Genomic DNA, 25239 nt, shown 5'->3' with positions numbered 1-25239 from the left:
GCCGCTGCTCAGGGGGTCAAACCGGGGTCCTCACGACCCCGCGACCCCGGCCGGCGGGCGGACGCGTGCGGTCCTCCGGCACGGCGGCCACACGCGCGTGCGGCCCCCTGGCACGCCGGCCACACGCGTGTGCGGCCCACGCCCGGTGACCGGGGGCGGGCCGCACACGCGTGACGGTGCTACGCGTCGGAGGTGCTCGCCGTGACCTCCGGTGCCGGCGACTGCTCGGCGGCCGAGGTCTTCTTGGCCGTCTTCTTCGCGGTCGTCTTCTTGGCCGTCGTCTTCTTCGCGGCGGTCTTCTTGGCCGTCGTCTTCTTGGCTGCGGCCTTCTTCGCGGTCTTGCGGACCGCCTTCTTGGCCGCGGGCGCCCCGTCGCCCTCGTCCGCCCCGGCCGTCTCCGGCTGCGCCTCGGTGGACGGCTGCGCGGCGGCGACCACGACGACCGCGGCCTCCTCCGCGCCCGAGGGCGATCCCGCCGGGGCGGTGACCTTGCGGGTCACCCGGCGGCGGGCGCGCGGCGGCGCGACCGGGGTCTCCTCGGCGACCGGCTCCGGCTCGGGCGCCGCGGGGGCGGCCGGCGCCTCGGCGGGCGCGGACTCGACGACCGTCGTCTCCACGACGGTCGGCTCGGCGGCCGCCGGGGGTCCGGCCGGGGCCGAGGCCGCGCGGGTCGCCCGGCGGCGGGTACGGCCCTTGGGGGCCTGCTCCTCCGCGGGCGCCGGCTCGGCCGGGGCAGCGACGGGCGCGGGCTCGGCGACCTCGGGCTCCACGGGCGCGGGCTGCGCGGTCACGACGGCCTCGGCGGCCGCCGCGGACTCCGCCGCCCTCGGCGCGCCCGCGGGCGCGCCCGCCCTGCGGGACGCCCGCCGGCGGCCCCGGCCGCGCGTGGCCGCCGCCTCCGCCTCGGCCGCGCTGCTGTACAGCTCCTCGTCCGGGGTGAACTCCGGCTCCGGCAGGGCCGCCGGGGCCGCGGCCTCGGCCGCCACCTCCGCCTCGGTCTCCGCCCGCTCCTCGGCCGGGGCGGCCTGGGCGGGGGCCTCGTGCTCATGGGTGTGCTGCTCGTGGGTGTGCTCACCGGAACCGCCGCGGCCGCGCTTCTTGGAGCGCTTGCCGCCGCCTCCGCCCCCGGTGCCCGAGGGCTGCTCCATGTGGACGATGACACCGCGGCCGTTGCAGTGGACGCAGGTCTCGGAGAAGGACTCCAGCAGCCCCTGGCCGACCCGCTTGCGGGTCATCTGCACCAGACCCAGCGAGGTCACCTCGGCGACCTGGTGCTTGGTCCGGTCCCGGCCCAGGCACTCCAGCAGCCTGCGCATCACCAGGTCCCGGTTGGACTCCAGGACCATGTCGATGAAGTCGACGACGACGATGCCGCCCAGGTCGCGCAGCCGGAGCTGGCGCACGATCTCCTCGGCCGCCTCCAGGTTGTTCCTGGTGACGGTCTCCTCCAGGTTGCCGCCCTGGCCGGTGAACTTGCCGGTGTTGACGTCGACCACGACCATCGCCTCGGTCTTGTCGATCACCAGCGAACCGCCGCTCGGCAGCCAGACCTTGCGGTCCAGCGCCTTCATCAGCTGCTCGTCGATCCGGTGGACCGCGAAGACGTCCACCTCGCTGGTCCACCGCTGGAGGCGGTCGACCAGGTCGGGCGCCACGTGCGAGACATAGCCGTGGATCGTCTCCCACGCCTCGTCGCCGCTGACCACGACCTTGGTGAAGTCCTCGTTGAAGATGTCGCGGACGACCCGGACGGTCATGTCCGGCTCCCCGTAGAGAAGGGTCGGGGCGTTGCCGCTCTTCGCCTTCTTCTTGATGTCCTCCCACTGCGCCTGCAGACGCTCGACGTCACGGCGCAGCTCGTCCTCGCTCGCGCCCTCGGCCGCGGTGCGCACGATGACGCCCGCGTCCTCGGGGACGACCTTCTTGAGGATGCTCTTCAGCCGGGCGCGCTCGGTGTCCGGCAGCTTGCGGCTGATGCCCGTCATCGAGCCCTCGGGCACATAGACCAGGTACCGGCCGGGCAGCGAGACCTGGCTGGTGAGACGGGCGCCCTTGTGGCCGATCGGGTCCTTGGTCACCTGGACGAGGACGGACTGGCCGGACTTGAGGGCGGCCTCGATCCGGCGCGGCCCGTTGGCCATGCCGAGCGCCTCGAAGTTGACCTCACCGGCGTACAGGACGGCGTTGCGGCCCTTGCCGATGTCGACGAAGGCGGCCTCCATGGACGGCAGGACGTTCTGCACCTTGCCCAGGTAGACGTTGCCGACGTAGCTGGTGGCCTGCTCCTTGTTGACGTAGTGCTCCACGAGCACGTCGTCCTCGAGGACGCCGATCTGGGTGCGCTCGCCGCTCTGGCGGACCACCATGACGCGCTCGACGGCCTCACGGCGCGCCAGGAACTCCGCCTCGGTGATGATCGGCACCCGGCGGCGGCCCTGCTCGCGGCCCTCGCGGCGGCGCTGCTTCTTCGCCTCAAGACGGGTCGAGCCCTTGATGGACTGGACCTCGTCGGAGGGCTCCTCCTTCTTGCGCGGCTCGCGGACCTTGACGACGGTGCGCTCCGGGTCGTCGGCACCGGTGCCGGACTCGCCGTCCGCGGGGCCGTCCCCGCTGCGGCGGCGACGGCGACGGCGGCGCCGGCTGCTGGAGGTCCCGGCGGAGGACGGGGTGCCGCCCTCCGACTCGTCCTCGTCCTCGTCGTCAGCGTCCTCGGACGCCTCGGCGCCACCGGTGCCCTGCTCGTCGGCGGACTCGTCGCTCTCGGCGGCCTCGCCCCGGCGACGGCGGCGGCCACCCCGGCGGCGGCGGCGCGACGGGCGGTCCTCGTGCTCGTCGGAGTCCTCGCCGGCCTCGGCGTCGGTCTGCTCCGGCTCGGTGTCCTCGTCGGTCCCGGCGCTCTCGTCGGAGGCGGGGGCGGCGGCGGCCGGGGCCTCGGCGGGCTCGGCGGCCTCACCACGGCGACGGCGGCGACGGCGGCCGGACTGCTCCTGCACCGGGGCCTCGACGGCCTCGGTGTCCTCGGCGTCGTCGGGCTCGACCGCGGCGGCGGCAGCCGCGGCGGCCGTCTCCGGCGTCTGGAACATGGGCTCGGCGAAGACCGGGGCCTGGAAGGTGGGCACGGGGGCCCGGGAGGCGCGGCGGCCACGGGCGGGCGCCTCCTCGGCGGGCGGCGCGGTGAACTCGGGCGAGGCGGCGCGCCGGCGGGTGCGGCCCCGGGTGGCGGCCTTCTCCGCGGCGGCGACCTCCGCCTCCTCGGCGGCGATCTGCTCGACGGCGTCCTCGGGCAGGCTCTCGCCCGCCTCGACGGCCTCCTCGTCCACGTCCTCGTCCGTCACGTTGACCTCGGCGACGGCGGGGGCGGTCGCCTTGCGGGTGGCCCGGCGACGTGTACGCGGCGCGGGCTCCTCCTCAGCGGGCGCCTCCTCGGCGGTCTCCTCGGCGGCCACCTCGGGCGCGCCGGCGGGCGCGGTCGCCCGACGGGTCGCCCGGCGACGTGTACGCGGCGCGGGCTCCTCGGCGGCCTCGGCCTCGGCTGCGGCCTGCGCGGGAGCAGCCGCCTCCGCGGCCTCCACCGGGGCAGCGGCCTCGGGCGCGCCGGCCGGAGCCGTCGCCTTACGGGTCGCCCGGCGACGCGTACGCGGCGCGGGCGCCTCCTCAGCGGGCGCCTCCTCGGCTGTCTCCGCCCCGGGGACCTCCTCGACCTGCGGCGCGCCGGCCGGAGCCGTCGCCTTGCGGGTCGCCCGGCGACGTGTACGCGGCGCGGGCTCCTCGGCGGCCTCGGTCTCGGCTGCGGCCTGCGCGGGAGCAGCCGCCTCCGCGGCCTCCACTGGGGCAGCGGCCTCGGGCGCGCCGGCGGGCGCGGTCGCCTTACGGGTGGCCCGGCGGCGGGTACGCGGCGCCGGGGCCTCCTCCGTGGTCACGGCCTCGGCCTCCGCCGGAGCGACGGGGGTCTCCACGACCGCCTCCCCCTCGGGCGCGCCGGCCGGAGCCGTCGCCCTACGGGTGGCCCGGCGGCGTGCAGGGGGCGCGGACGCCTCGACGACCTCGGCGGTACCGGAGCGGTCCGCCGTGGCCTCCGCCGCGGCGACGCGCTCGGCGGTCTCGGCCGCCTCCGTCGCGGTCGCCGCCGCGGGAGCCGCGGTCTCGCCCCCGGCCGGCGGGCCCGCGGGACGCGAGGCCGCCCGGCGCCTGCGGCGCGGCGGCAGCGTGTCGCTGGGGCTGTTGTGATCTTCGTTCTGCGATCCGGCGGTGCCGGACTCGTTCGGCTGTTCGAGCATGCGGGCGTTTCTCCCGTCGCGCTCCCGGGCGCCGCGCCTGATCCGGTCCGGTGCGGCCGCGTGATGAGCGCGATGCCGCCGTCCGGGGCGCGGGCGCCGCACGGGAGCTGATGTCTGGCTCGCCGGTTCCGTACGCGATGTACGCACGGCCTGGCGAAAGTCTTCTGTGTCCCTTGCGCGGCCCGACCCAGGTGGCTCCCGGGTACGAGAGCCGCGCTACGACGACCGTCCCTACGCGGCGGGACCTTCCGGCGCCGTCGCAGAGGTGGTCCCGGCGGCCGTGGATGGAGCGGCCGGGGCTGCCTCGCGGTCGGGCGCGAGCGGGTCGGTCACCGTGCCGGACTCCTCGTCGAAGAGCCCCTGCGCCAGCCTGGTCACCGCTGCGGGGACCGGCGGCGCCAGGTCGGCCACAGCTCGGAGACCGGACAGGACGTCGTCGGGTCGCACGGCAGGTGCTACGTGCCGAACAACCAGCCGCAGTATCGCACAGGGCCCGTCCACCGGCCTATCAGCCTGTGGACGAGCCGCCTGAAGATCCGCGACGGCTCCCCGGGCGTCGAAGCTCCGTACGCCGTTCTTCGTCTTCCGGCTGACCTCGACGGTCTCGGCGGCGAGGAAGGCGGCGACGGCGCTCTCGGCGTCCTCGGGGGTGACGCCGTCCAGCCGCAGCTCCCACACGGAGGCGGTCAGCCGGTCGGCCAGGCCCGGGGTGCGGGCCTCCACGGCGTCGGTGATGTCGAGTCCGGCGGGCAGCGACTCGTCCAGCAGCGCGCGCAGCTTGTCCGGGTCGCGCGCCTCGGTGAGGGCGATCTCCAGGTACTCGGCCTCGCTGCCCGTACCGGTGGGTGCGGCATTGGCGTACGACACCTTGGGGTGCGGGGTGAAGCCCGCCGAGTACGCCATGGGCACCTCGGCGCGCCTCAGGGCCCGCTCGAAGGCGCGCTGGAAGTCGCGGTGGCTGGTGAACCGGAGGCGGCCGCGCTTGGTGTAGCGCAGTCGGATGCGCTGTACCGCGGGTGCGGGCGGCGGTCCTTCGGGCTGTCGCTTGCCCAGGGGTTCTTCTCCTCGGTGCGGAGCGGGCGCGGGTGGCGCACCGCCCACGGCGTGCGGTGTTCCTTCGCGGGGCGGCCCGGCCCCCGCCCCGCCGGGAAGCCGGGCGAGACCTCGGGTCCGGCCGCCGCGCCGGGAACGGTCTGTGGTTGTTGTTGCGCGTCTTCCAGGTTACGCGCGCGCGTCCGCTCGGACGGCGACGCGGGCCGCCCGGGCACGCACGGCTACTTGACCACGGTCAGCGGCAGCAGCTTCTTGCCGGTCGGGCCGATCTGGATGCTGGTGTCCATCTGGGGGCAGACCCCGCAGTCGAAGCACGGTGTCCAGCGGCAGTCCTCGACCTCGACCTCGTCGAGGGCGTCCTGCCAGTCCTCCCAGAGCCAGTCCTTGTCCAGACCGGAGTCCAGGTGGTCCCAGGGCAGGACCTCCTCGTAGGTGCGCTCGCGGGTGGTGTACCAGGCGAGGTCGACACCGAAGCCGGGGAGGACCTTGTCCGCGCAGGCCATCCAGCGGTCGTAGCTGAAGTGCTCGCGCCAGCCGTCGAAGCGGCCGCCGTCCTCGTACACCGCACGGATGACCGCGCCGATACGGCGGTCGCCGCGGGAGAGCAGGCCCTCGACGATGCCGGGCTTGCCGTCGTGGTAGCGGAAACCGATGGAACGCCCGTACTTCTTGTCGCCGCGGATCTTGTCGCGCAGCTTCGCCAGCCGCGCGTCGGTCTCCTCGGCCGACAGCTGCGGCGCCCACTGGAACGGGGTGTGCGGCTTGGGCACGAAGCCGCCGATGGAGACGGTGCAGCGGATGTCGTTGGAGCCGGAGACCTCGCGGCCCTTCTGGATGACGTTCATCGCCATGTCGGCGATCTGGAGGACGTCCTCGTCGGTCTCGGTCGGCAGGCCGCACATGAAGTACAGCTTCACCTGGCGCCAGCCGTTGCCGTACGCGGTGGCGACGGTCCGGATCAGGTCCTCCTCGGAGACCATCTTGTTGATGACCTTCCGCATCCGCTCCGAGCCGCCCTCGGGGGCGAAGGTCAGACCCGAGCGGCGGCCGTTGCGGGTCAGCTCGTTGGCCAGGTCCACGTTGAAGGCGTCGACCCGGGTCGAGGGCAGGGAGAGGCCCACCTTGTCCTCGGTGTACCGGTCCGCGAGGCCCTTCGCGATGTCACCGATCTCGGAGTGGTCCGCGGACGACAGCGACAGCAGGCCGACTTCCTCGAAGCCCGTCGCCTTGAGCCCCTTGTCCACCATCTCGCCGATGCCGGTGATGCTTCGCTCCCGCACGGGGCGCGTGATCATGCCGGCCTGGCAGAAGCGGCAGCCGCGGGTGCAGCCGCGGAAGATCTCGACGGACATCCGCTCGTGGACCGTCTCGGCGAGCGGGACCAGCGGCTGCTTGGGGTACGGCCACTCGTCCAGGTCCATCACGGTGTGCTTGGAGACGCGCCACGGCACACCGGAGCGGTTGGGCACCACACGGCCGATGCGGCCGTCGGGCAGGTACTCCACGTCGTAGAAGGCGGGGATGTAGACACTGCCCGTCTTCGCGAGGCGCAGCAGCACCTCCTCGCGGCCGCCGGGCCGGCCCTCGGCCTTCCACTCGCGGATGATCCGGGTCATGTCGAGGACGGCCTGCTCGCCGTCGCCGATGATCGCCGCGTCGATGAACTCCGCGATCGGCTCGGGATTGAAGGCCGCGTGGCCGCCGGCGAGCACGATCGGGTGGTCGACGGTGCGGTCCCCCGACTCCAGCGGGATGCCCGCGAGGTCGAGCGCGGTGAGCATGTTGGTGTAGCCCAGCTCGGTGGAGAAGCTCATCCCGAGCACGTCGAAGGCGCCGACCGGGCGGTGCGAGTCCACGGTGAACTGGGGGACCCGGTGCTCGCGCATCAGCTCCTCCAGGTCCGGCCACACGCTGTAGGTGCGCTCGGCGAGGACGCCCTCCTGCTCGTTGAGGACCTCGTAGAGGATCATGACGCCCTGGTTGGGCAGCCCGACCTCGTACGCGTCGGGGTACATGAGCGCCCAGCGGACGTCGCAGGACTCCCACGGCTTGACGGTGGAGTTCAGTTCACCGCCGACGTACTGAATGGGCTTCTGCACATGCGGGAGCAGAGCTTCGAGCTTCGAGAAGACCGACTCGGCAGACATCTGGAACCTTCGTGGAGCTGGCGGGGGCGACTCTCAAGCGTAACGCGAGTGGAGCAGCCCCCCGTACGCCTTCCGGCGAACCACCGGAAGGCGTACGGGCCGGGCGCGGGTCAGGAGCGCAGGGCAGCCCGCAGGTCCGGGTCCGCCGCCTTCGCCCATACGCCCGGCAGTTCGGCCTCCCGCTCGGCGGCCGTCGCCTGCTCGTGCCCGTAGAGGAGTCCCCAGGTGAACGCGGACTCCCCCGCCAGGTGCGCCGCGACCGCGAGGTCCCGGGCGGCGTCCCGGGCGACCACGCTGTCCTGGTGGTCGCCGAGGACCTTCTGCACCGTCTTCATCCGCTTGCCGAACCGGCGCGCGGGCCGGCCGAGGGCGGGGGTGGCCGCCTCCGCCGCGTACCGGGCGCGCTTGGCGGCCTTGCGGGCTTCGTGCAGGGCGGTGTCGCGCTCCGGGCCCGGCGCCAGGGCGAGGGCGTGCTCGACCCGGCCGGACACCCGCCGGTACTCGCGCAGCACCGCGTCCGGGATCGCCGCGTCCGGCGCCTTGCCGGCGGCCTTGAGCAGGGGCGGGTCGGCGAGCAGCGCGTCGAGGGCGTCCAGCAGCCGCAGGCAGCGGTCGCTGTCCAGGGCGGCGAGCGCCACCGCCCGGGTGTCGGCGTCCCCGGAGACGGCCCAGGCGGTGAGCCGGGCCTCGACCGGGCCGAGGACCAGGGTGGCGGGCAGTTCGGCGACCCGGTCCCGCAGGCGTTCGGCGAGGACCTCCTGGTCCCGGGCGGCGCCCAGTTCGCCGGCGAGCCACTTGAGTTCGTCGATCAGCGGCTGGGTGGCCTCCCGGTCCAGGATCTTCCGGTAGGTGCGCAGGGCGCTGCGCAGCCGCCGGGTGGCGACCCGCATCTGGTGGACGGCGTCGGGCAGATCCCGGCGGACCCCGGGCTCGTGGGCGAGCAGCGCCTCGGTCTCCTCGCGGAGGTAGGCGGTGATGTGGTCGCCCGCCGTGCGGGGCTCGCCCGGTTCGGGGCGGACGGCCGGACCGCCGCCCGTCTCGTCGAGGGCGCGGGCGAGCTTGGACGGGGAGGCGGCGGCGCGCAGTCCGGCCTTGCGGAGCTTCTTGTCCGCGCCGTCGAGGAAGGCGGGGTCGGCGCCGTCCGCGAGTTCGATCTCGATCTCGTCCCACTGGGCGGTGCGCCCCTCGCCGTGCAGCCGTTCGGCGACCACCGCGTCCCGGCTCAGCTCCGCGAGGGCCGTGCCGTCCGCGTCCCGCAGCAGGCGGACCGCACGGGAGGAGAGCAGGCGGACGACCGGCACCAGGGGCGCGCCGCGGGTGCGGGCCCGGACCAGGGTGGTGAGTTCGCCGGGCACCTCGTCGCAGAGGTCGGCGGTGATCTCGTCGCGCACGCCGGGGGCGACGGGGAGCTTCAGGTGCCAGCCGGCGTCCGTGCCGCCCGTCCTGCGGCGCAGTGTGATCCCGGACGCGGCGAGCCGCAGGTCCTCGGTGTCGTAGTAGACGGCGTCCAGTTCGGTGACGCCGTGCTCCTCGGCCTCGGCGACGCCGGGGATGCGGGTCAGGTCCGGGAGCCGGGTGTCGGGGGTGGCTTCGTACTTCCGCTCGATCTCGCGCTTGGTGTCCGCCATGCACCGAATCTAGTCGCCGCGGGGGCGGCGCGGCAGTGCGCGCGCCACCCCCGCGGCCGTTCAGGCGCTTATGGGTTTCTGCACCCGGATCGACTGGAGCAGCCCGACCGCGATCCAGACCGCGAACATGGAGGTGCCGCCGTAGGAGACGAACGGCAGCGGCAGCCCGGCGACCGGCATGATGCCCATCGCCATGCCGATGTTCTCGAAGGACTGGAACGCGAACCAGGCGATGATCCCGGCGGCCACGATGGTGCCGTACAGCTCGGTGGTCTCCCGGGCGATCCGGCAGGCGCGCCACATCACGACGCCGAGGAGGACGAGGATCAGCCCGGCGCCGACGAAGCCGAGTTCCTCACCGGCGACGGTGAAGATGAAGTCGGTCTGCTGTTCGGGCACGAACTGGCCGGAGGTCTGGTGGCCGTTGAAGAGCCCCGCGCCGTACAGCCCGCCGGACCCGATCGCGATGCGCGCCTGGTTGGTGTTGTAGCCGACGCCCGCCGGGTCCAGCTCGGGGTTGGCGAAGGCCGCGAAGCGGTTGATCTGGTACTCGTCGAGCAGCCCGAGCGCGGCCACCAGGACCGCCCCGCCGACGCCCGCGCCGATCAGTCCGAGGATCCAGCGGTTGGAGGCGCCCGAGGCGAGCAGCACCCCCAGCACGATGACCGCCATCACCATGACCGAGCCCAGGTCGGGCATCAGCATGACGATGCCCATCGGCAGGATCGCGAAGGCCAGGGACTTGGCGACGGTGCGGTGGTCGGGGTGGAGCTGGTCGCCGGCGTCGACCCGGGCGGCGAGCATCATCGCCATGCCGAGGATGATCGTGATCTTCACGAACTCGGACGGCTGGAGGGACAGCCCGCCGATGACCAGCCAGGCGTGCGCGCCGTTGATGGTCGCGCCCAGTGGGGTGAGCACCAGCAGCACGAGGACGACGGAGAGCCCGTAGAGGACCGGGACCGCGCCGCGCAGGGTGCGGTGCCCGAGCCAGACCGTGCCGACCATCAGGACGAGCCCGATACCGATGTTGAGGCTGTGCTTGACGAGGAAGCTGTAGGGGTCGCCGTCGTTCAGCTCGGTGCGCCCCCGGGTCGCGGACCACACCAGCAGGGTGCCGATGACGGAGAGGGCCAGGGCGGAGACCATCAGCGGCCAGTCGAGCCGCCGCACGAGAGAGTCGCGGGCACTGAGCCGGGCCCACAGCCCGCCGCGGTCGGGGCCGTATCCGGAGACGGAGAAGCCGCCTGCGCCAGTCATCTGTCTAGTCCCTCCGTGCGGGAGGGGGTCCCGCGAGCGTTTCCAGTGCGGGGTCCTCCGGCTTCGGCGGCACGTAGGGCCTGACCTCGGGGGCGACCACCGAGCCGTCCGGGGAGATCTTCGGCAGGGCCTTCTGCGGCTTGGGCAGCAGGGCGCGCTTCAGGTCCTGGTTGCCCTCCGCGTCCAGCCCGTACATCGCGTTGTAGATGTTGCGGACGGCCGGGCCGGAGGCCCCGGAGCCGGTGCCGCCCTGGGAGATCGTCATGACGACCGTGTAGTCGTCGGTGTAGGTGGCGAACCAGGAGGTGGTCTGCTTGCCGTAGACCTGCGCGGTACCGGTCTTGGCGCGCATCGGGATCTTGTCCTGGGGCCAGCCGCCGAACCGCCAGGCGGCGGTGCCGCCCGGGCCGACGACCGAGCGCAGGCCCTTGTCGAGGTCGGCGATGGTCTCCGCTCCTATCGGCAGCTTCCCGTGCGAGGAGGGCTCGATCTCGTCGATCCGCTTGCCGTCGGGGCTGATGACGGCCTTGCCGATGGTGGGGTTCCAGAGGGTGCCGCCGTTGCTGATGGCCGCGTAGGCGGTCGCCAGCTGGATGGGCGTGACGAGGATGTCGCCCTGTCCGATGGAGAAGTTGATGCTGTCACCGGCCTTGAGCTGGTTGCCTTCGAGGCAGTTCTCGTAGGCGATCTGCTCGACGTAGGAGCCGCCCTTCTTGCCGTCCTTGCACCAGGCGTCCTTGTTGGCCTCCCAGAAGTTCTGCTTCCAGGCGCGGTCCGGGATGCGGCCGGTGACCTCGTTGGGGAGGTCGACGCCGGTCTCGGAGCCGAAGCCGAAGTCGCGGGCGGTCCGGTAGAACCAGTCGTTGGTCTTCTTCTTCGGCTTGATGCCGCCGTCACGCTGCCACTCCTTGTGGCCGAGGGCGTAGAAGACGGTGTTGCAGGAGAACTTGAGGGCTTCCCCGAGGGTGATGGGGCCGTGCCCCTGGGACTCGAAGTTGGCGAAGCTGCGGCTGCCGAGCTGGTACGAGCTGCTGCAGTTGTAGCGGTCGTTGAAGTCGTAGCCGGCCCGGACGGCGGCGCTCGCGGAGACCACCTTGAACACGGAGCCGGGGGCCGCCTGGCCCTGGATGGCACGGTTCAGCAGCGGGTAGTTGGAGTCCTTGCCGGTCATCTTCGCGTAGTCCTTGGCGGAGATGCCGCCGACCCAGGCGTTGGGGTCGTAGTCGGGCTGGGAGGCCATGGCCACGATCCGGCCGGTCTTCGACTCCATCACGACGACGGCCCCGGAGTCGGCCTCGTACGGCCGGCCGGTGATCTTGTCGACCTCCTTGCGGGCGGTCTTCATCGCCTGGTGCAGCTCGGCCTCGGCCACCGCCTGGACCCGGGCGTCGATGCTGGTGACCAGGTTGGAGCCGGGGACGCCCGGGTCCGACTCGGCCTGGCCCATGACCCGGCCGAGCTTGTCGACCTCGTAGGAGGTGACGCCCGCCTGGCCGCGCAGTTCCTTGTCGTAGGTGCGCTCCAGGCCGGAGCGGCCGACCTGGTCGGAGCGCAGATAGGGCGACTCGGAGTCCTTGGCCTTCTGGATCTCCTCGTCGGTGACGGGCGAGAGGTAGCCGAGGACCTGGGAGGTCCGGGCGTCGGCGGGGGCGGTGTAGCGGCGGACCGCGGTGGGCTCGGCGGTGATGCCGGGGAAGTCCTCGGTGCGCTCCCGGATCTGGAGGGCCTGCTGGGTGGTGGCCTCGTCGGTGACCGGGATCGGCTGGTAGGGGGAGCCGTTCCAGCAGGGCTGCGGGGTCTTCGCGTCGCAGAGCCGGACCTTGTCCATCACCTCCTTCGGCTTCATGCCGAGGACCCCGGCGAGCCGGGTGAGGACGGCCTTGCCGTCGTCCTTCATCTTCATCAGGTCGGTACGGGACGCGGAGACCACCAGCCGGGTCTCGTTGTCGGCGAGCGGCACCCCGCGGGCGTCGAGGATCGAGCCGCGCACGGCGGGCGAGACCACCCGCTGGACATGGTTGCCGCTGGCCTCGTTCGCGTACTCGTCGCCGTTGCGGATCTGGAGGTACCAGAGCCGGCCGCCGAGGGTGAGCAGGAGGGAGAAGACCAGGACCTGGATGATGACGAGCCGGATCTGGACCCTGGGGGTCCGCCCGGTCTCCGGGATGTTGCTCACGCTGCTGCCCCCTCGGTCACAGTCGCTTGACGCCCTTGATGCGGCCGGCCCGGGAGGCCCGGTTCCGCGCCGCCTTGATCCGCAGCCCGCTGCGCTGCTCGCCGATCCGCAGACCCGTCCCGGCCGAGAGCCAGCCGGAGGCGACGTCGCCGCCGCCGCTCTGGTTCTCGGCGAGCGGGTCGTTGTCGCTCCGTCTGGCCAGCCACATGATCAGCGGCACGGTGAAGGGCGCGAGCAGCAGGTCGTAGACGGCGGCCGTGAACAGCAGGCTCCCCAGGCCCACATGGCGGGCGGCGGTGTCGCCGACCAGCGCGCCGACGCCCGCGTACAGCAGGGTGGAGCCGATCGCGGCGGCGACGACCACCAGCATGGGGGCGGTGGCCGAGCGGATCTGCTGGCCGCCCTCGGGACGGACCAGCCCGGCCAGATAGCCGATGACGCAGAGCACGAGGGCGTAGCGGCCGGCCGCGTGATCCGCGGGCGGGGCGATGTCGGCGAGGAGTCCGGCGCCGAAACCGATGAAGGCGCCCGCCACATGGCCGTAGACCATGGCCAGTCCGAGGACGGTCAGCAGCAGCAGGTCCGGGACCGCGCCGGGCAGCTGGAGACGGGCGAGGACGGTGACCTGGACGACGAGGGCGACCACGACGAGGGTCGTGGAGAGCAGCACCCGGTTGAAACGCATGTACGGATCAGCTCCTGTTACTCGTCGTCCTGGCCGCCGGGAAGCGTGTCACCCGGTGGGTCCGCCCCGGTGTCCGGAAGCTGTCCCGCCCCCGGGGTCCGGCCGGGGGTCGGGGTCTGCTCGTCGCCGCGGCCCTGGAGCTGGGGGTCGGTCTGCCCCTGGGGCTGCTGCCCGTCGGCCTGCCCCTCCACGCTGCCGTCGGCGCCGGGGGTGACGGTCACGGTGACGGTGGGCGTCGGCCTGGGCTTCGCGGGCTTCGGCGGCAGGACCATGTCCCGCGGGTCGCTGCGCGGGGCCTGGACGACGACGCCGACGATGTCGAGCTTGCTGAAGCCCGCGTAGGGGCGGACGTAGACGTTGCGGGTCAGGTCGCCGCCCGAGGGATCGACGCGGATGACCTCGCCGACCGGGACACCGGGCACGAAGGGCTTGTTGGCCTGCGAGCCGAAGGTGACCAGCCGGTCGCCCTTCTTCACCTTGGCCTTGCCGTTGAGCAGCTGGACCATCAGCGGACGGTCGCCCTGTCCGGTCGCGAAGCCCAGCTCGCTGGACTTCTCCATCCGGGTGCCGACGGTGAAGTCCGGGTCGTTGGCGAGCAGGACCGTGGCGGTGCTGGGGCCGACGGTGGTGACCCGGCCGACGAGGCCGTCGCCGTTGATCACCGTCATGTCCCGGCTGACGCCGTCGTTGGAGCCGATGTCGATGGTGACGGTCCAGGAGAAGCCCTGGGCCGCTCCTATGGCGATGACCTCCGCGCCCTTGATGCCGTACTGCCCGGCGGCGGCGGTGCGGATCAGGCCGTCCAGCTCGCGCAGCCGGCTGCTGTTGCGGTCGTCGCTGCCGAGGCGCTGCTTGAGCTCGGCGTTCTCACGCTCCAGTTCGCTGATGCGGTCGTGGCGCTCACCCGAGTCGCGCACGGCGCCGATGGCGTTCCCGATCGGATCGACCGCCGCCGCGACGCCGTTCTCGACGGGGCCGAACACCGTGGCCGCGGCGTGGCGGGCGCCGTCGACCGGTGACTCCTCGCCGCCGCGGATGTCCACCGTGATCAAAGCGAACGCGATGGCGATCAGCAGCACCAGGAGCAGCCGGCTCTCTCGTGTGTCCCTCACAGTGCGGCGGCCGTGCCTTCCTCGTCGGAATGGTGGTGTCGGTGGTGCAACGGTCCAGGGGCCCCGAGGGGGACGGGCCGACCCCCCGGTGGCGGTCCCCCGGCCCCCCGTGCGGCGGAGCGGGCGGCCCGGCCCCGGTGGGCGGGCCGCCCGTCCCGTCTAACGGCGCGGCTGCGCGTCCAGTACCTGCTGGAGCGCCTCGAACTCCTCGACGCACTTGCCGGATCCGAGGGCCACCGAGTCCAGCGGGTCCTCGGCGATGTGGATCGGCATGCCCGTCTCACGGCGCAGGCGCTCGTCGAGCCCGCGCAGCAGCGCGCCACCGCCGGTGAGGACGATGCCGCGGTCCATGACGTCGCCGGAAAGCTCCGGCGGGCACTTGTCGAGCGTGGTCTTCACGGCGTCGACGATCGCGTTGACCGGCTCCTCGATGGCCTTGCGGACCTCGGCGGCCGAGATGACCACCGTCTTGGGCAGCCCGGAGACCAGATCCCGGCCGCGGATCTCGGTGTGCTCGTCCTTGTCCATGTCGTAGGCCGAGCCGATGGTGATCTTGATGCTCTCGGCGGTGCGCTCACCGAGGAGGAGGGAGTACTCCTTCTTGATGTGCTGGATGATCGCGTTGTCCAGCTCGTCGCCGGCGACCCGGATGGACTGCGCCGTGACGATTCCGCCGAGGGAGATCACCGCGACCTCGGTGGTGCCGCCGCCGATGTCCACGACCATGTTGCCGGTGGCCTCGTGGACCGGGAGCCCGGAGCCGATGGCGGCGGCCATCGGCTCCTCGATGATGTGCACCTGGCGCGCGCCCGCCTGCGTCGACGCCTCGATGACCGCGCGGCGCTCGACGCCCGTGATGCCCGAGGGCACACAGACGACGACCCGCGGCCGGGCGAGGTACCGCCGCTTGTGGATCTTCAGAATGAAGTAGCGGAGCATTCGCTCGGTGATCTCGAAGTCGGCGATCACTCCGTCCTTGAGCGGACGGACCGCGACGATGTTCCCGGGCGTGCGCCCGATCATCTTCTTCGCCTCGGCGCCGACCGCGAGAATGCCGCCCGTGTTGGTGTTGATCGCGACGACGGACGGCTCGTTGAGAACGATCCCCCGGCCTCTGACGTACACCAGCGTGTTGGCGGTCCCGAGGTCGACAGCCATGTCACGGCCGATGAACGACATGTTGTTCCCCATGAGGATGCGTCTGGCCTTCCCAAATCGAGCGTTGATGGCTAATCAGGATGGCGAGGTGGGTGTGATGTGCGTGGAGGCTTACATCGTAGTGCCGTCCCTGCGGATCCGGCGCGCTGGTCCACCTCTGTATGTGGTGACGATGCGTCGGGGCGATGCGTTCCCGCAATGGCTCGGCGTATGCCGAAGGGCGACCGAAATTCCTTCGGTCGCCCCAGGTGGTGAGCGCTGTATGGCTGATGCTTTGTCAGCGGATCACAGCGAATCCCTGGCGCGGGACCCGCTATCGGAGTTCCGGGAAGAACAGCTCCAGTTCCCGAATGGCGGACTTCTCGGAGTCCGAGGCGTGAATCAGATTCTCCCGGACGATCGTGCCGAAGTCGCCACGAATGGACCCGGGGGCCGCCGCGATCGGGTCGGTCGGACCCGCCAACTGGCGGACGCCCTCGATGACCCGCTCGCCCTCGACGACCAGCGCGACGACCGGACCGGAGGACATGAACGCGATCAGCGGCTCGTAGAAGGGGCGGCCCTTGTGCTCGCCGTAGTGCTGCTCCAGGGTGTCCTGGTCGAGGGTGCGCAGCTCCAGCGCGCTGATGGTCCAGCCGGCCTTGGCCTCGATACGGCCGATGATCTCCCCGATCAGGCCCCGGCGTACGGCGTCGGGCTTGAGCAGGACGAGCGTGCGCTGGCTCACGGTGCGGGCTCCTTCATGTGCGGGTGCGGGGCCCGCCGTCCGTGTTGCGGACGGCGGGGCTCCCTGAGGCTACCGTGCGCGGGCGGCGCCCGTTACGCAGCGTCAGGCCCAGCGGTGGCCTCGGCCGCCGCCCAGCGGGCCTTCGCCTCGTCGATCTTGCGGCCGTAGTGGACCGAGGCCCACCACAGCCCTGCGAACACCACGCCCAGGAAGAACATCGCGGGGACCACGAAACCGCCCGCGATCAGCGCGATCTGCAGCGCCCAGCCGAGCTGGACCCCGCCCGGGCGGGTGATCATCCCGCACAGCAGGACCGAGAGCAGCATGGCGATCCCGCAGACCGTCCAGACGGCCGCCATGGAGGCGCCGTCCGCCTTCATGGCCACCAGTCCGGCGAAGCCGATCACGAAGAACTCGCCGATCAGTGTGGAAGCACACAGGGTACGCACGGCAGCTCAGGCCCTTCCCAGAAGCAGCCGGGCCTCGCCGACCGTGATCACCGAGCCGGTCACCAGGACACCCGCCCCGGCGTACTCCGACTCCTCCTCCGCCAGCGTGATCGCCGCCTCCAGGGCGTCGTCCAGCCGGGGCTCCACGACCACCCGGTCGTCGCCGAAGACCTCCACGGCCAGGGCCGCGAGCTCGTCGGCGTCCATCGCCCGGTGGCTGGAGTTCTGCGTGACCACGATCTCCGCGAAGATCGGCTCGAAGGCCTCCAGCAGGCCCTTCACGTCCTTGTCGGCGCTGGTGCCGACCACGCCGATCAGCCGGGAGAAGCCGAAGGACTCGGTGACGCCCCCGGCCGCCGCCCGCGCGCCCGCCGGGTTGTGGGCCGCGTCCAGCACCACGGTGGGGCTGCGGCGCACGACCTCCAGCCGGCCCGGGGAGACGACCGAGGCGAACGCCTCGCGCACGGTGTCCACGTCCAGCGTCCGGGCCTGCCCGGCCCCGACGCCGAAGAACGCCTCCACGGCCGCGAGGGCCACCGCCGCGTTGTGCGCCTGGTGCGCGCCGTACAGCGGCAGGAAGATCTGGTCGTACTCGCCGCCCAGCCCGCGCAGGGTCAGCAGCTGCCCGCCGACCGCCACCTCGCGGGAGACGATGCCGAACTCCATGCCCTCGCGCGCGACGGTCGCGTCCGCCTCCACGGCCTTCTTCAGCAGCACCTGGGCGGCGTCCACCGGCTGCTGGGCCAGTACGACGGTCGCGCCCGGCTTGATGATCCCCGCCTTCTCGGCGGCGATGTCCGCGGGCGTGGAGCCGAGGCGGTCGGTGTGGTCCAGGTCGATCGGGGTGACGACGGCGACCGAGCCGTCGATCACATTGGTCGCGTCCCAGGACCCGCCCATGCCGACCTCGACCACCGCCACGTCCACCGGGGCGTCGGCGAAGGCCGCGTAGGCCATGCCGGTCAGCACCTCGAAGAACGACAGCCGGTACTCCTGGCTCGCGTCCACCATCCCGACATACGGGGTGACGTCCCGGAAGGTCTCGATGAAGCGCTCGGGGCTGATCGGGGCGCCGTCCAGGCTGATCCGCTCGGTGATCGACTGGACGTGCGGCGAGGTGTACCGCCCGGTGCGCAGCTCGAACGCGGCGAGCAGGGCCTCGATCATGCGGGCCGTGGACGTCTTGCCGTTGGTCCCGGTGATGTGGATCGACGGGTACGCCCGCTGGGGCTCGCCGAGCACGTCCATCAACGCGGAGATCCGGGCGACGGACGGCTCCAGCTTGGTCTCGCCCCAGCGCGTCGCCAGGTCCGCCTCGACCTCGCGCAGCGCCTTGTCGACCTCGGGGTCGGCGGGCCTGGCGGGCACCTGGTCGGCCTGGGGGGTGCCGGACCTGGTGCGCAGGGTTCGGCTGCCGGCCTCGATCACCGCCAGGTCGGGGTCGCGGTCTGTCTCGGCGTCGACGATCTCGTCGAAGGCGTCGGCCTCGTCGGGGTGCTCACTCACGGGGACCAGTCTACGGAGGGCGGCGGGCGGGAACGGGCGAGGCCCCGGGGTGGTCCCCGGGGCCTCGCCCGTGCCGTCCGTGCCGTGCCTCAGCCCTGGGGCAGGCCGGCGAGCTGGCCGGTGATCCGGGCGATCTCGGCCTCGGCCTTGGCCAGGCGGGTGCGGATCTTCTCCACGACCTGGTCGGGGGCCTTGGCGAGGAACGCCTCGTTGCCGAGCTTGGCGTTGGCCTGGGCGACCTCCTTCTCGGCGGCGCCCAGGTCCTTCGTCAGGCGCTTGCGCTCGGCCTCGACGTCGATCGTGCCGGAGAGGTCGAGGGCGACCGTGGCGCCCGCGACCGGCAGGGAGGCGGTGGCGTGGAAGCCCTCGCCCTCCGGCTGGAGGCGCAGCAGCTGCCGGATCGCGGGCTCGTGCGGGGCCAGCGCGGTGCCGTCCAGGGTGAGCCGGGCCGGCACCTTCTGACCCGGCTGGAGCCCCTGGTCGCTGCGGAAGCGGCGGACCTCGGTGACGACCTGCTGGACCAGCTCGATCTCCCGCTCGGCGGCCTCGTCCCGGAAGCCACCCGGGGCGTCGGCCCCGGGAACGGACACGGCCTCGGGCCAGTCGGCGACGACGAGGGACTCCCCGCCGGTGAGGGTGGTCCACAGGGTGTCGGTGACGAAGGGGACGACCGGGTGCAGCAGCCGCAGCATCACGTCCAGGACCTCACCGAGGACCCGGCCGGACACCTTGGCGGGCTCGCCGCCGGCGAAGAAGGTGGTCTTGGACAGCTCGACGTACCAGTCGAAGACCTCGTCCCAGGCGAAGTGGAACAGGGCCTCGGAGAGCTTGGCGAACTGGAAGTCCTCGTAGTTCGCGTCCACCTCGGCGACGGTCTTGTTCAGCCGGGACAGGATCCAGCGGTCGGTCGCCGACATCTCCTCGGCCGGGGGCAGCTCGCCCTCGACCGTGGCGCCGTTCATCAGCGCGAAGCGGGTGGCGTTCCAGATCTTGTTGGCGAAGTTGCGGGAGCCCTGGACCCAGTCCTCGCCGATCGGGACGTCCACACCCGGGTTGGCGCCGCGCGCCAGGGTGAAGCGCAGGGCGTCGGAGCCGTACTTGTCCATCCAGTCCAGCGGGTTGACCGCGTTGCCGAAGGACTTCGACATCTTCTTGCCGAACTGGTCGCGGACCATGCCGTGCAGGGCGATGGTGTGGAACGGCGGGGTGCCGTCCATCGCGTACAGGCCGAACATCATCATCCGGGCGACCCAGAAGAACAGGATGTCGTAGCCGGTGACCAGGACGGAGTTCGGGTAGAACTTCGCGAGGCTCTCGGTCTCCTCCGGCCAGCCGAGGGTGGAGAACGGCCACAGGCCCGAGGAGAACCAGGTGTCCAGGACGTCGGTCTCCTGGTGCCAGCCCTCGCCGGCTGGCGGCTCCTCACCGGGGCCGACGCAGACGATCTCGCCGTCCGGGCCGTACCAGACGGGGATGCGGTGCCCCCACCAGAGCTGGCGCGAGATGCACCAGTCGTGCAGGTTGTCGACCCAGTCGAAGTACCGCTTCTCCATCTCCTGCGGGTGGATCTTCACCCGGCCGTCGCGGACCGCGTCGCCCGCGGCCTTCGCCAGCGGGCCGACCTTGACCCACCACTGCAGGGACAGCCGCGGCTCGACCGTCGTCTTGCAGCGGGAGCAGTGGCCGACCGAGTGCGTGTACGGGCGCTTCTCCGCGACGATCCGGCCCTCGGCGCGCAGGGCGCCGACGATGGCGCTGCGCGCCTCCAGCCGGTCCAGGCCCTCGAAGGGCCCCGGGACGGTGATGACCGCGCGCTCGTCCATGACGGTCAGCGACGGCAGGTCGTGGCGCCGGCCGATCTCGAAGTCGTTCGGGTCGTGCGCCGGCGTCACCTTGACGGCGCCGGTGCCGAACTCCGGGTCGACATGGGTGTCCGCGACGACCGGGATGCTGCGGTCGGTGAGCGGGAGCTTGATCTGCCTGCCGATGAGGTGCCGGTAGCGCTCGTCGTCCGGGTGGACGGCGACCGCGGTGTCGCCGAGCATCGTCTCGGCGCGGGTGGTGGCGACGACGATCGTCTCCTCGCCCTCGCCGTAGGTCATGGAGACGAGTTCGCCGTCGTCGTCCTGGTACTCGACCTCGATGTCGGAGATCGCGGTCAGACAGCGCGGGCACCAGTTGATGATGCGCTCGGCGCGGTAGATCAGCTCGTCCTCGTAGAGGCGCTTGAAGATCGTCTGGACGGCCTGGGACAGGCCCTCGTCCATGGTGAAGCGCTCGCGGGACCAGGCGACGCCGTCGCCGAGGCGGCGCATCTGACCGGAGATCTGGCCGCCGGACTCGCCCTTCCACTGCCAGACGCGCTCGATGAACGCCTCACGGCCCAGGTCGTGGCGGGACTTGCCCTCCTTGGCGAGCTCGCGCTCCACGACGTTCTGGGTGGCGATACCGGCGTGGTCCATGCCGGGCTGCCACAGCGTCTCGTAGCCCTGCATCCGCTTGCGGCGGGTGAGGGCGTCGATGAGCGTGTGCTCGAAGGCGTGGCCCAGGTGCAGGCTGCCGGTGACGTTCGGCGGCGGGATGACGACGGTGAACGGGGGCTTCTCGCTCTTCGCGTCCGCCTCGAAGTACCCCCGCTCCACCCAGCGCTCGTACAGCGGCCCCTCTACCTCGGCCGGCGCGTACTGGGTCGGCAGTTCGGTGGTGGGCGCTGTCTGCTGCTGAGTGTTCTCGGTCACGGGGTCAGTTTAGAGGTGTCACGGGGTCGTCCTGAAACGCGATTCTTCCGTAACGGTGTGCCCCCTGCCGTGCCGTGGGGAACGGCATTGCGCCAGGATGTCCGGAGCGCGTAAGCATCACGAGGGGGACGCCGGTCATGAGTTGCCACCAGCCTGGCCCGTACGGCGGGTGCTTGTGGGGCGGCCACAGCACCCTCTCGTACGTGACGCGGCCGGACGCGTCGCTGGTGCTGAGCGGAAAGGCCATCGCGCTGGAGACCGCCGCGGGAACGAGCGCCAAGGTGCGCGACGACGTGCGCGTCGAAATCAAGTAGCCCCAAGGAGACCGTGAATGAGTCACAACCAGCCGGGGCCCTACGGCCAGCAGCCCGGCCCTTACAACCAGCCGGGCCCCTACGGCCAGCAGCCGCCCGGCCCGCCGCAGCCCGGATACGGCTACCCGCAGCAGGCCCCGCAGGGCGTCCCGCCGCAGCCCGGATACGGCTACCCGCAGCAGGCCCCGCAGGGCGTCCCGCCGCAGCCCGGATACGGCTATCCGCAGCAGGGCGCGCCGGGCACCCCGCCCTACGGCCAGCCCCAGGCGCCGGGACCGTACGGCCAGCAGCCCCAGTACCCGGGCGGCTACCCGGCCCCGCCACCGCCCCCGAACGGCGGCGGTGGCGGCAAGAAGACCGGCCTGATCCTCGGCGCGGTGGCCGTCGTGGCGGCGCTCGGCGTCGGCGCGTACTTCCTCCTGGGCGGTGGCGGCAGCGGGAACGCGGCGGTCGCGGACGACACCAAGGGGTACAAGGTGACCCCGGCGGCGTCGATCGACGACTTCACCAAGCAGGGCGCCGACAAGAACCCGACGATGGACTCCAAGGCCAAGGCGAGCGCCGACGCCATGGGCATCAAGGACCCGCACATGGTCCAGGCGTCCTACACGGCCGGTGACAAGAGCAACCCGCTCCAGGCGAAGAACCTGAGCCTCAACGGCATGTGGGGCGAGGTCGCCGACCCGGAGAAGGCCATCGACACCGGCTTCGCGAACTACGAGAAGGACCAGAGCGCCACTCTCGGCAAGGACGTGAAGATGCAGCCCGTCGGGGACCCGGTCGAGAAGACCCCCTCCGGTTTCGAGGGCGCCCTGATGAAGTGCCAGAGCATCAAGTTCCTCAACTCCGAGGGCGACGGCACGATGGAGAAGGGCCCGAAGGAGTTCGAGGTCCCCACCTGCATCTGGGCGGACTACAGCACCGTCGGCGTGGTCAACGCCATGGAGCTGGGCGCGGTCCTGACCGGAAGCGGCAAGAGCTACACGCTGGACGAGGTCGCGGAGCTGACCGCGAAGCACTACAAGGCCTCGCGCAGCAAGGTCTGACGCCGGCTGGACGGAAAGGGGCGCCCCGGACGACGAGTCGTCCGGGGCGCCCCTTCGTCGTGCGTGCCTACGCGCTCTTCTCGTGGCGGCCGTTGCCCTCGTCCTTGACGATGCGCGGGACCAGGGTGGGGTTGACGTTGTTGTGGACGACGTCCTCCGTGATGACCACGCGGGCCACGTCCTTGCGGGAGGGGACCTCGTACATCACCGACATCAGCACCTCCTCCATGATCGCGCGGAGGCCGCGGGCGCCGGTGCCGCGGAGGATGGCCTGGTCGGCGATGGCCTCCAGGGCGGGGCGGTCGAAGTCCAGTTCCACGCCGTCGAGTTCGAAGAGGCGCTGGTACTGCTTGACGAGCGCGTTGCGCGGCTCGACCAAGATCTTGAGGAGGGCCTCGCGGTCCAGGTTGTGGACCGAGGTGATCACCGGGAGGCGGCCGATGAACTCGGGGATCATGCCGAACTTGACCAGGTCCTCCGGCATGACCTCCTGGAACTGGTCGCTCGCCTCGATCTCGCGCTTGGAGCGGATCGTCGCGCCGAAGCCGATGCCCTTGGCACCCGCGCGGGACTCGATGATCTTCTCCAGACCGGCGAAGGCGCCGCCCACGATGAACAGCACGTTCGTCGTGTCGATCTGGATGAACTCCTGGTGCGGGTGCTTGCGTCCGCCCTGCGGGGGCACGGAGGCGGTGGTGCCCTCCAGGATCTTCAGCAGGGCCTGCTGGACGCCCTCGCCCGAGACGTCCCGGGTGATCGACGGGTTCTCACTCTTGCGGGCGACCTTGTCGATCTCGTCGATGTAGATGATCCCGGTCTCGGCCTTCTTGACGTCGTAGTCGGCCGCCTGGATCAGCTTCAGCAGGATGTTCTCGACGTCCTCGCCGACGTAACCCGCCTCCGTGAGCGCCGTCGCGTCGGCGATGGCGAAGGGGACGTTCAGCATCCGGGCGAGGGTCTGCGCGAGGAGGGTCTTGCCGGAGCCCGTGGGGCCCAGCAGCAGGATGTTGGACTTCGCGAGTTCGATCGCGTCCTCGCGGCCCTGGCCGCCGCCGTTCTCGCCTGCCTGGACCCGCTTGTAGTGGTTGTAGACCGCCACCGAGAGGGCCTTCTTCGCCGGCTCCTGGCCGACGACGTAGCTCTCCAGGAACTCGTAGATCTCGCGGGGCTTGGGGAGTTCCTCCCACCGCACCTCGGAGGTCTCCGCGAGCTCTTCCTCGATGATCTCGTTGCAGAGGTCGATGCACTCGTCGCAGATGTAGACCCCGGGGCCTGCGATGAGCTTCTTCACCTGCTTCTGGCTCTTTCCGCAGAACGAGCACTTGAGCAGGTCGCCGCCATCACCGATGCGTGCCACGAGGTGCTTCCCCTTCGCCTGGGAGCGGCTTGGTTCAGCCGCTCCTGGTGCCTCATATCCGACGGTACCTTGCCTGGCCCCCCGTTCGGGCCCCCCTTGGCACGGTTCACATGACCGTGGACCGTGCCAAGGGCGCCGGAACGCGTCAGGCGGCCGCTGCGGCCGTGCTCTTGCGCGTCGACACGATCTGGTCGACCAGGCCGTACGCGAGGGCGTCCTCGGCCGTGAGGATCTTGTCGCGCTCGATGTCGTCGCGGACCTTCTCGATCGGCGTGGTGGAGTGCTTGGCCAGCATCTCCTCCAGCTGCTCGCGCATGCGCAGGATCTCGTTGGCGGCGATCTCCAGGTCGGAGAGCTGCTCACGGCCGGTCTGCGAGGACGGCTGGTGGATCAGGACGCGCGCGTGCGGCAGGGCCATGCGCTTGCCCGGGGTGCCGGCGGCCAGCAGGACGGCGGCGGCGGAGGCGGCCTGGCCCATGCAGACCGTCTGGATGTCCGGCTTCACGAACTGCATCGTGTCGTAGATGGCGGTCAGCGCGGTGAACGAGCCGCCGGGGCTGTTGATGTAGATCGAGATGTCGCGGTCCGGGTCCATCGACTCCAGGCACAGCAGCTGCGCCATGACGTCGTTGGCGGAGGCGTCGTCGATCTGCACGCCGAGGAAGATCACGCGCTCCTCGAAGAGCTTCGCGTACGGGTCGTACTCGCGCACGCCCTGCGAGGTGCGCTCGACGAAGCGCGGGACGACGTAGCGGTTGTCCAGCTGCGGGCCGGTGTAGAGACCGCTCGCGGAGAAGTTGCTCATATGGGTGTTCACCATCCTGGTGGCGTTCTGCGGGCTCGGGCGGTGCGGGGTGCGGACGCGGCGGACCTGGCTCAGGCGCCGGTGCCGCCGCCGCCGGGCACGCCCGAAGCGGCGGAGATGATCTCGTCGATGAGGCCGTACTCCTTGGCCTCCTCCGCGGTGAACCAGCGGTCGCGGTCGCCGTCGCGGATGATCGCCTCGACGGTCTGGCCGGAGTGCTGGGCGGTGATCTCGGCCATGCGCTTCTTCGTCCGGAGCAGGTACTCGGCCTGGATCTTGATGTCCGAGGCGGTACCGCCGAGCCCGGCGGAGCCCTGGTGCATGAGGATGTCGGTGTTCGGCAGGGCGAAGCGCTTGCCCGCGGCGCCACCGGTCAGCAGGAACTGGCCCATCGAGGCCGCCATGCCCATACCGATGGTGACGACGTCGTTCGGGATGTACTGCATGGTGTCGTAGACGGCCATGCCGGCCGTCACCGAACCGCCGGGGCTGTTGATGTAGAGGTAGATGTCCTTGTCCGGGTCGGCGGCAAGGAGCAGCATCTGCGCCGTGATCTTGTTGGCGATGTCGTCGTCGACCTGCTGGCCGAGGAAGATGATGCGCTCGCCGAGCAGCCGGCTGTAGACCTGGTCGCCGAGGCCACCGCCGATGGACGGCTCACCGGCGACGTAAGGCATCAGATTCGTCACGTATCCACCTGCTCGTCTCTGACGGCTTCCGGCCGTCTCAGCGTCTTCGTACCGGGGGGCGGGGACTTGCCTGCCCTCGTATTCATGGACCCTAACGCGCAGGTCGGACAGA

Annotated in this window: 18 protein-coding genes; 2 read left to right on the top strand and 16 right to left on the bottom strand. The window is 71.7% G+C overall.

Features of this window, described 5'->3' with window-relative positions:
* Positions 1–179: 179 nt before the first annotated feature.
* The 13 genes from C593_RS0107325 to C593_RS0107265 all read right to left on the bottom strand — a co-directional run bounded on the left by C593_RS0107325 (position 180) and on the right by C593_RS0107265 (position 20916).
* Positions 180–4277: an Rne/Rng family ribonuclease gene (locus C593_RS0107325; RefSeq protein WP_018846646.1), complete on the bottom strand. Its 4098-nt coding sequence runs from the start codon at positions 4275–4277 to the stop codon at positions 180–182.
* Between the two features lie 231 nt (positions 4278–4508).
* Positions 4509–5330 (bottom strand): TIGR03936 family radical SAM-associated protein, encoded by an 822-nt coding sequence (locus tag C593_RS0107320; protein ID WP_051093645.1) that lies wholly within the window; start codon positions 5328–5330, stop codon positions 4509–4511.
* A gap of 221 nt (positions 5331–5551) precedes the next feature.
* Positions 5552–7477, bottom strand: a complete 1926-nt coding sequence (locus tag C593_RS0107315) for a TIGR03960 family B12-binding radical SAM protein (protein ID WP_018846644.1) — start codon at positions 7475–7477, stop codon at positions 5552–5554.
* Between the two features lie 110 nt (positions 7478–7587).
* A complete protein-coding gene (locus C593_RS0107310; protein WP_018846643.1) occupies positions 7588–9105 on the bottom strand; it encodes a CYTH and CHAD domain-containing protein in 1518 nt (505 codons plus the stop codon).
* A 60-nt stretch (positions 9106–9165) separates the two neighbouring features.
* Positions 9166–10365 (bottom strand): rod shape-determining protein RodA, encoded by a 1200-nt coding sequence (gene rodA / locus C593_RS0107305; protein ID WP_018846642.1) that lies wholly within the window; start codon positions 10363–10365, stop codon positions 9166–9168.
* A 4-nt stretch (positions 10366–10369) separates the two neighbouring features.
* Complete coding sequence (mrdA, locus tag C593_RS0107300) at positions 10370–12541, bottom strand: penicillin-binding protein 2 (protein ID WP_018846641.1); 2172 nt, start codon at positions 12539–12541, stop codon at positions 10370–10372.
* Positions 12542–12557: 16 nt separating this feature from the next.
* The gene (gene mreD, locus C593_RS0107295) at positions 12558–13226 is read right to left on the bottom strand and encodes a rod shape-determining protein MreD (RefSeq protein ID WP_018846640.1); all 669 of its coding nucleotides are present in this window, start codon (positions 13224–13226) and stop codon (positions 12558–12560) included.
* 17 nt (positions 13227–13243) lie between these two features.
* Positions 13244–14338, bottom strand: coding sequence for a rod shape-determining protein MreC (gene mreC / locus C593_RS29055; RefSeq protein WP_078521237.1), 1095 nt, complete (start codon positions 14336–14338; stop codon positions 13244–13246).
* 159 nt (positions 14339–14497) lie between these two features.
* Positions 14498–15517: a rod shape-determining protein gene (locus tag C593_RS0107285; protein ID WP_020610253.1), complete on the bottom strand. Its 1020-nt coding sequence runs from the start codon at positions 15515–15517 to the stop codon at positions 14498–14500.
* Positions 15518–15809: 292 nt separating this feature from the next.
* On the bottom strand, positions 15810–16223 hold the full coding sequence (gene ndk, locus C593_RS0107280) for a nucleoside-diphosphate kinase (protein WP_018846637.1): 414 nt from the start codon (positions 16221–16223) through the stop codon (positions 15810–15812).
* Between the two features lie 92 nt (positions 16224–16315).
* The gene (locus C593_RS0107275; RefSeq protein ID WP_018846636.1) at positions 16316–16672 is read right to left on the bottom strand and encodes a DUF4233 domain-containing protein; all 357 of its coding nucleotides are present in this window, start codon (positions 16670–16672) and stop codon (positions 16316–16318) included.
* Positions 16673–16678: 6 nt separating this feature from the next.
* Positions 16679–18178, bottom strand: coding sequence for a bifunctional tetrahydrofolate synthase/dihydrofolate synthase (gene folC, locus C593_RS0107270; RefSeq protein WP_018846635.1), 1500 nt, complete (start codon positions 18176–18178; stop codon positions 16679–16681).
* An 89-nt stretch (positions 18179–18267) separates the two neighbouring features.
* Positions 18268–20916, bottom strand: a complete 2649-nt coding sequence (locus C593_RS0107265; RefSeq protein WP_018846634.1) for a valine--tRNA ligase — start codon at positions 20914–20916, stop codon at positions 18268–18270.
* A 137-nt stretch (positions 20917–21053) separates the two neighbouring features.
* On the opposite strand from C593_RS0107265, the gene C593_RS32920 reads away from it, so the two are divergent.
* On the top strand, positions 21054–21230 hold the full coding sequence (locus tag C593_RS32920) for a hypothetical protein (protein WP_158686804.1): 177 nt from the start codon (positions 21054–21056) through the stop codon (positions 21228–21230).
* Between the two features lie 17 nt (positions 21231–21247).
* Positions 21248–22276, top strand: coding sequence for a hypothetical protein (locus tag C593_RS0107255; RefSeq protein WP_018846632.1), 1029 nt, complete (start codon positions 21248–21250; stop codon positions 22274–22276).
* A 67-nt stretch (positions 22277–22343) separates the two neighbouring features.
* Here C593_RS0107255 and clpX read toward each other — a convergent pair whose 3' ends face one another.
* The 3 genes from clpX to C593_RS0107240 all read right to left on the bottom strand — a co-directional run bounded on the left by clpX (position 22344) and on the right by C593_RS0107240 (position 25115).
* The gene (clpX, locus tag C593_RS0107250) at positions 22344–23633 is read right to left on the bottom strand and encodes an ATP-dependent Clp protease ATP-binding subunit ClpX (protein WP_018846631.1); all 1290 of its coding nucleotides are present in this window, start codon (positions 23631–23633) and stop codon (positions 22344–22346) included.
* Between the two features lie 145 nt (positions 23634–23778).
* Positions 23779–24453, bottom strand: a complete 675-nt coding sequence (locus C593_RS0107245) for an ATP-dependent Clp protease proteolytic subunit (RefSeq protein ID WP_359158823.1) — start codon at positions 24451–24453, stop codon at positions 23779–23781.
* 56 nt (positions 24454–24509) lie between these two features.
* The gene (locus C593_RS0107240) at positions 24510–25115 is read right to left on the bottom strand and encodes an ATP-dependent Clp protease proteolytic subunit (RefSeq protein WP_020610252.1); all 606 of its coding nucleotides are present in this window, start codon (positions 25113–25115) and stop codon (positions 24510–24512) included.
* Positions 25116–25239: the final 124 nt, after the last annotated feature.

This window comes from Streptomyces sp. CNT372 (genome assembly GCF_000377145.1).
Note: the sequence above shows the minus strand (reverse complement) of the source record. Positions and strands in the feature narration are given on the sequence as shown.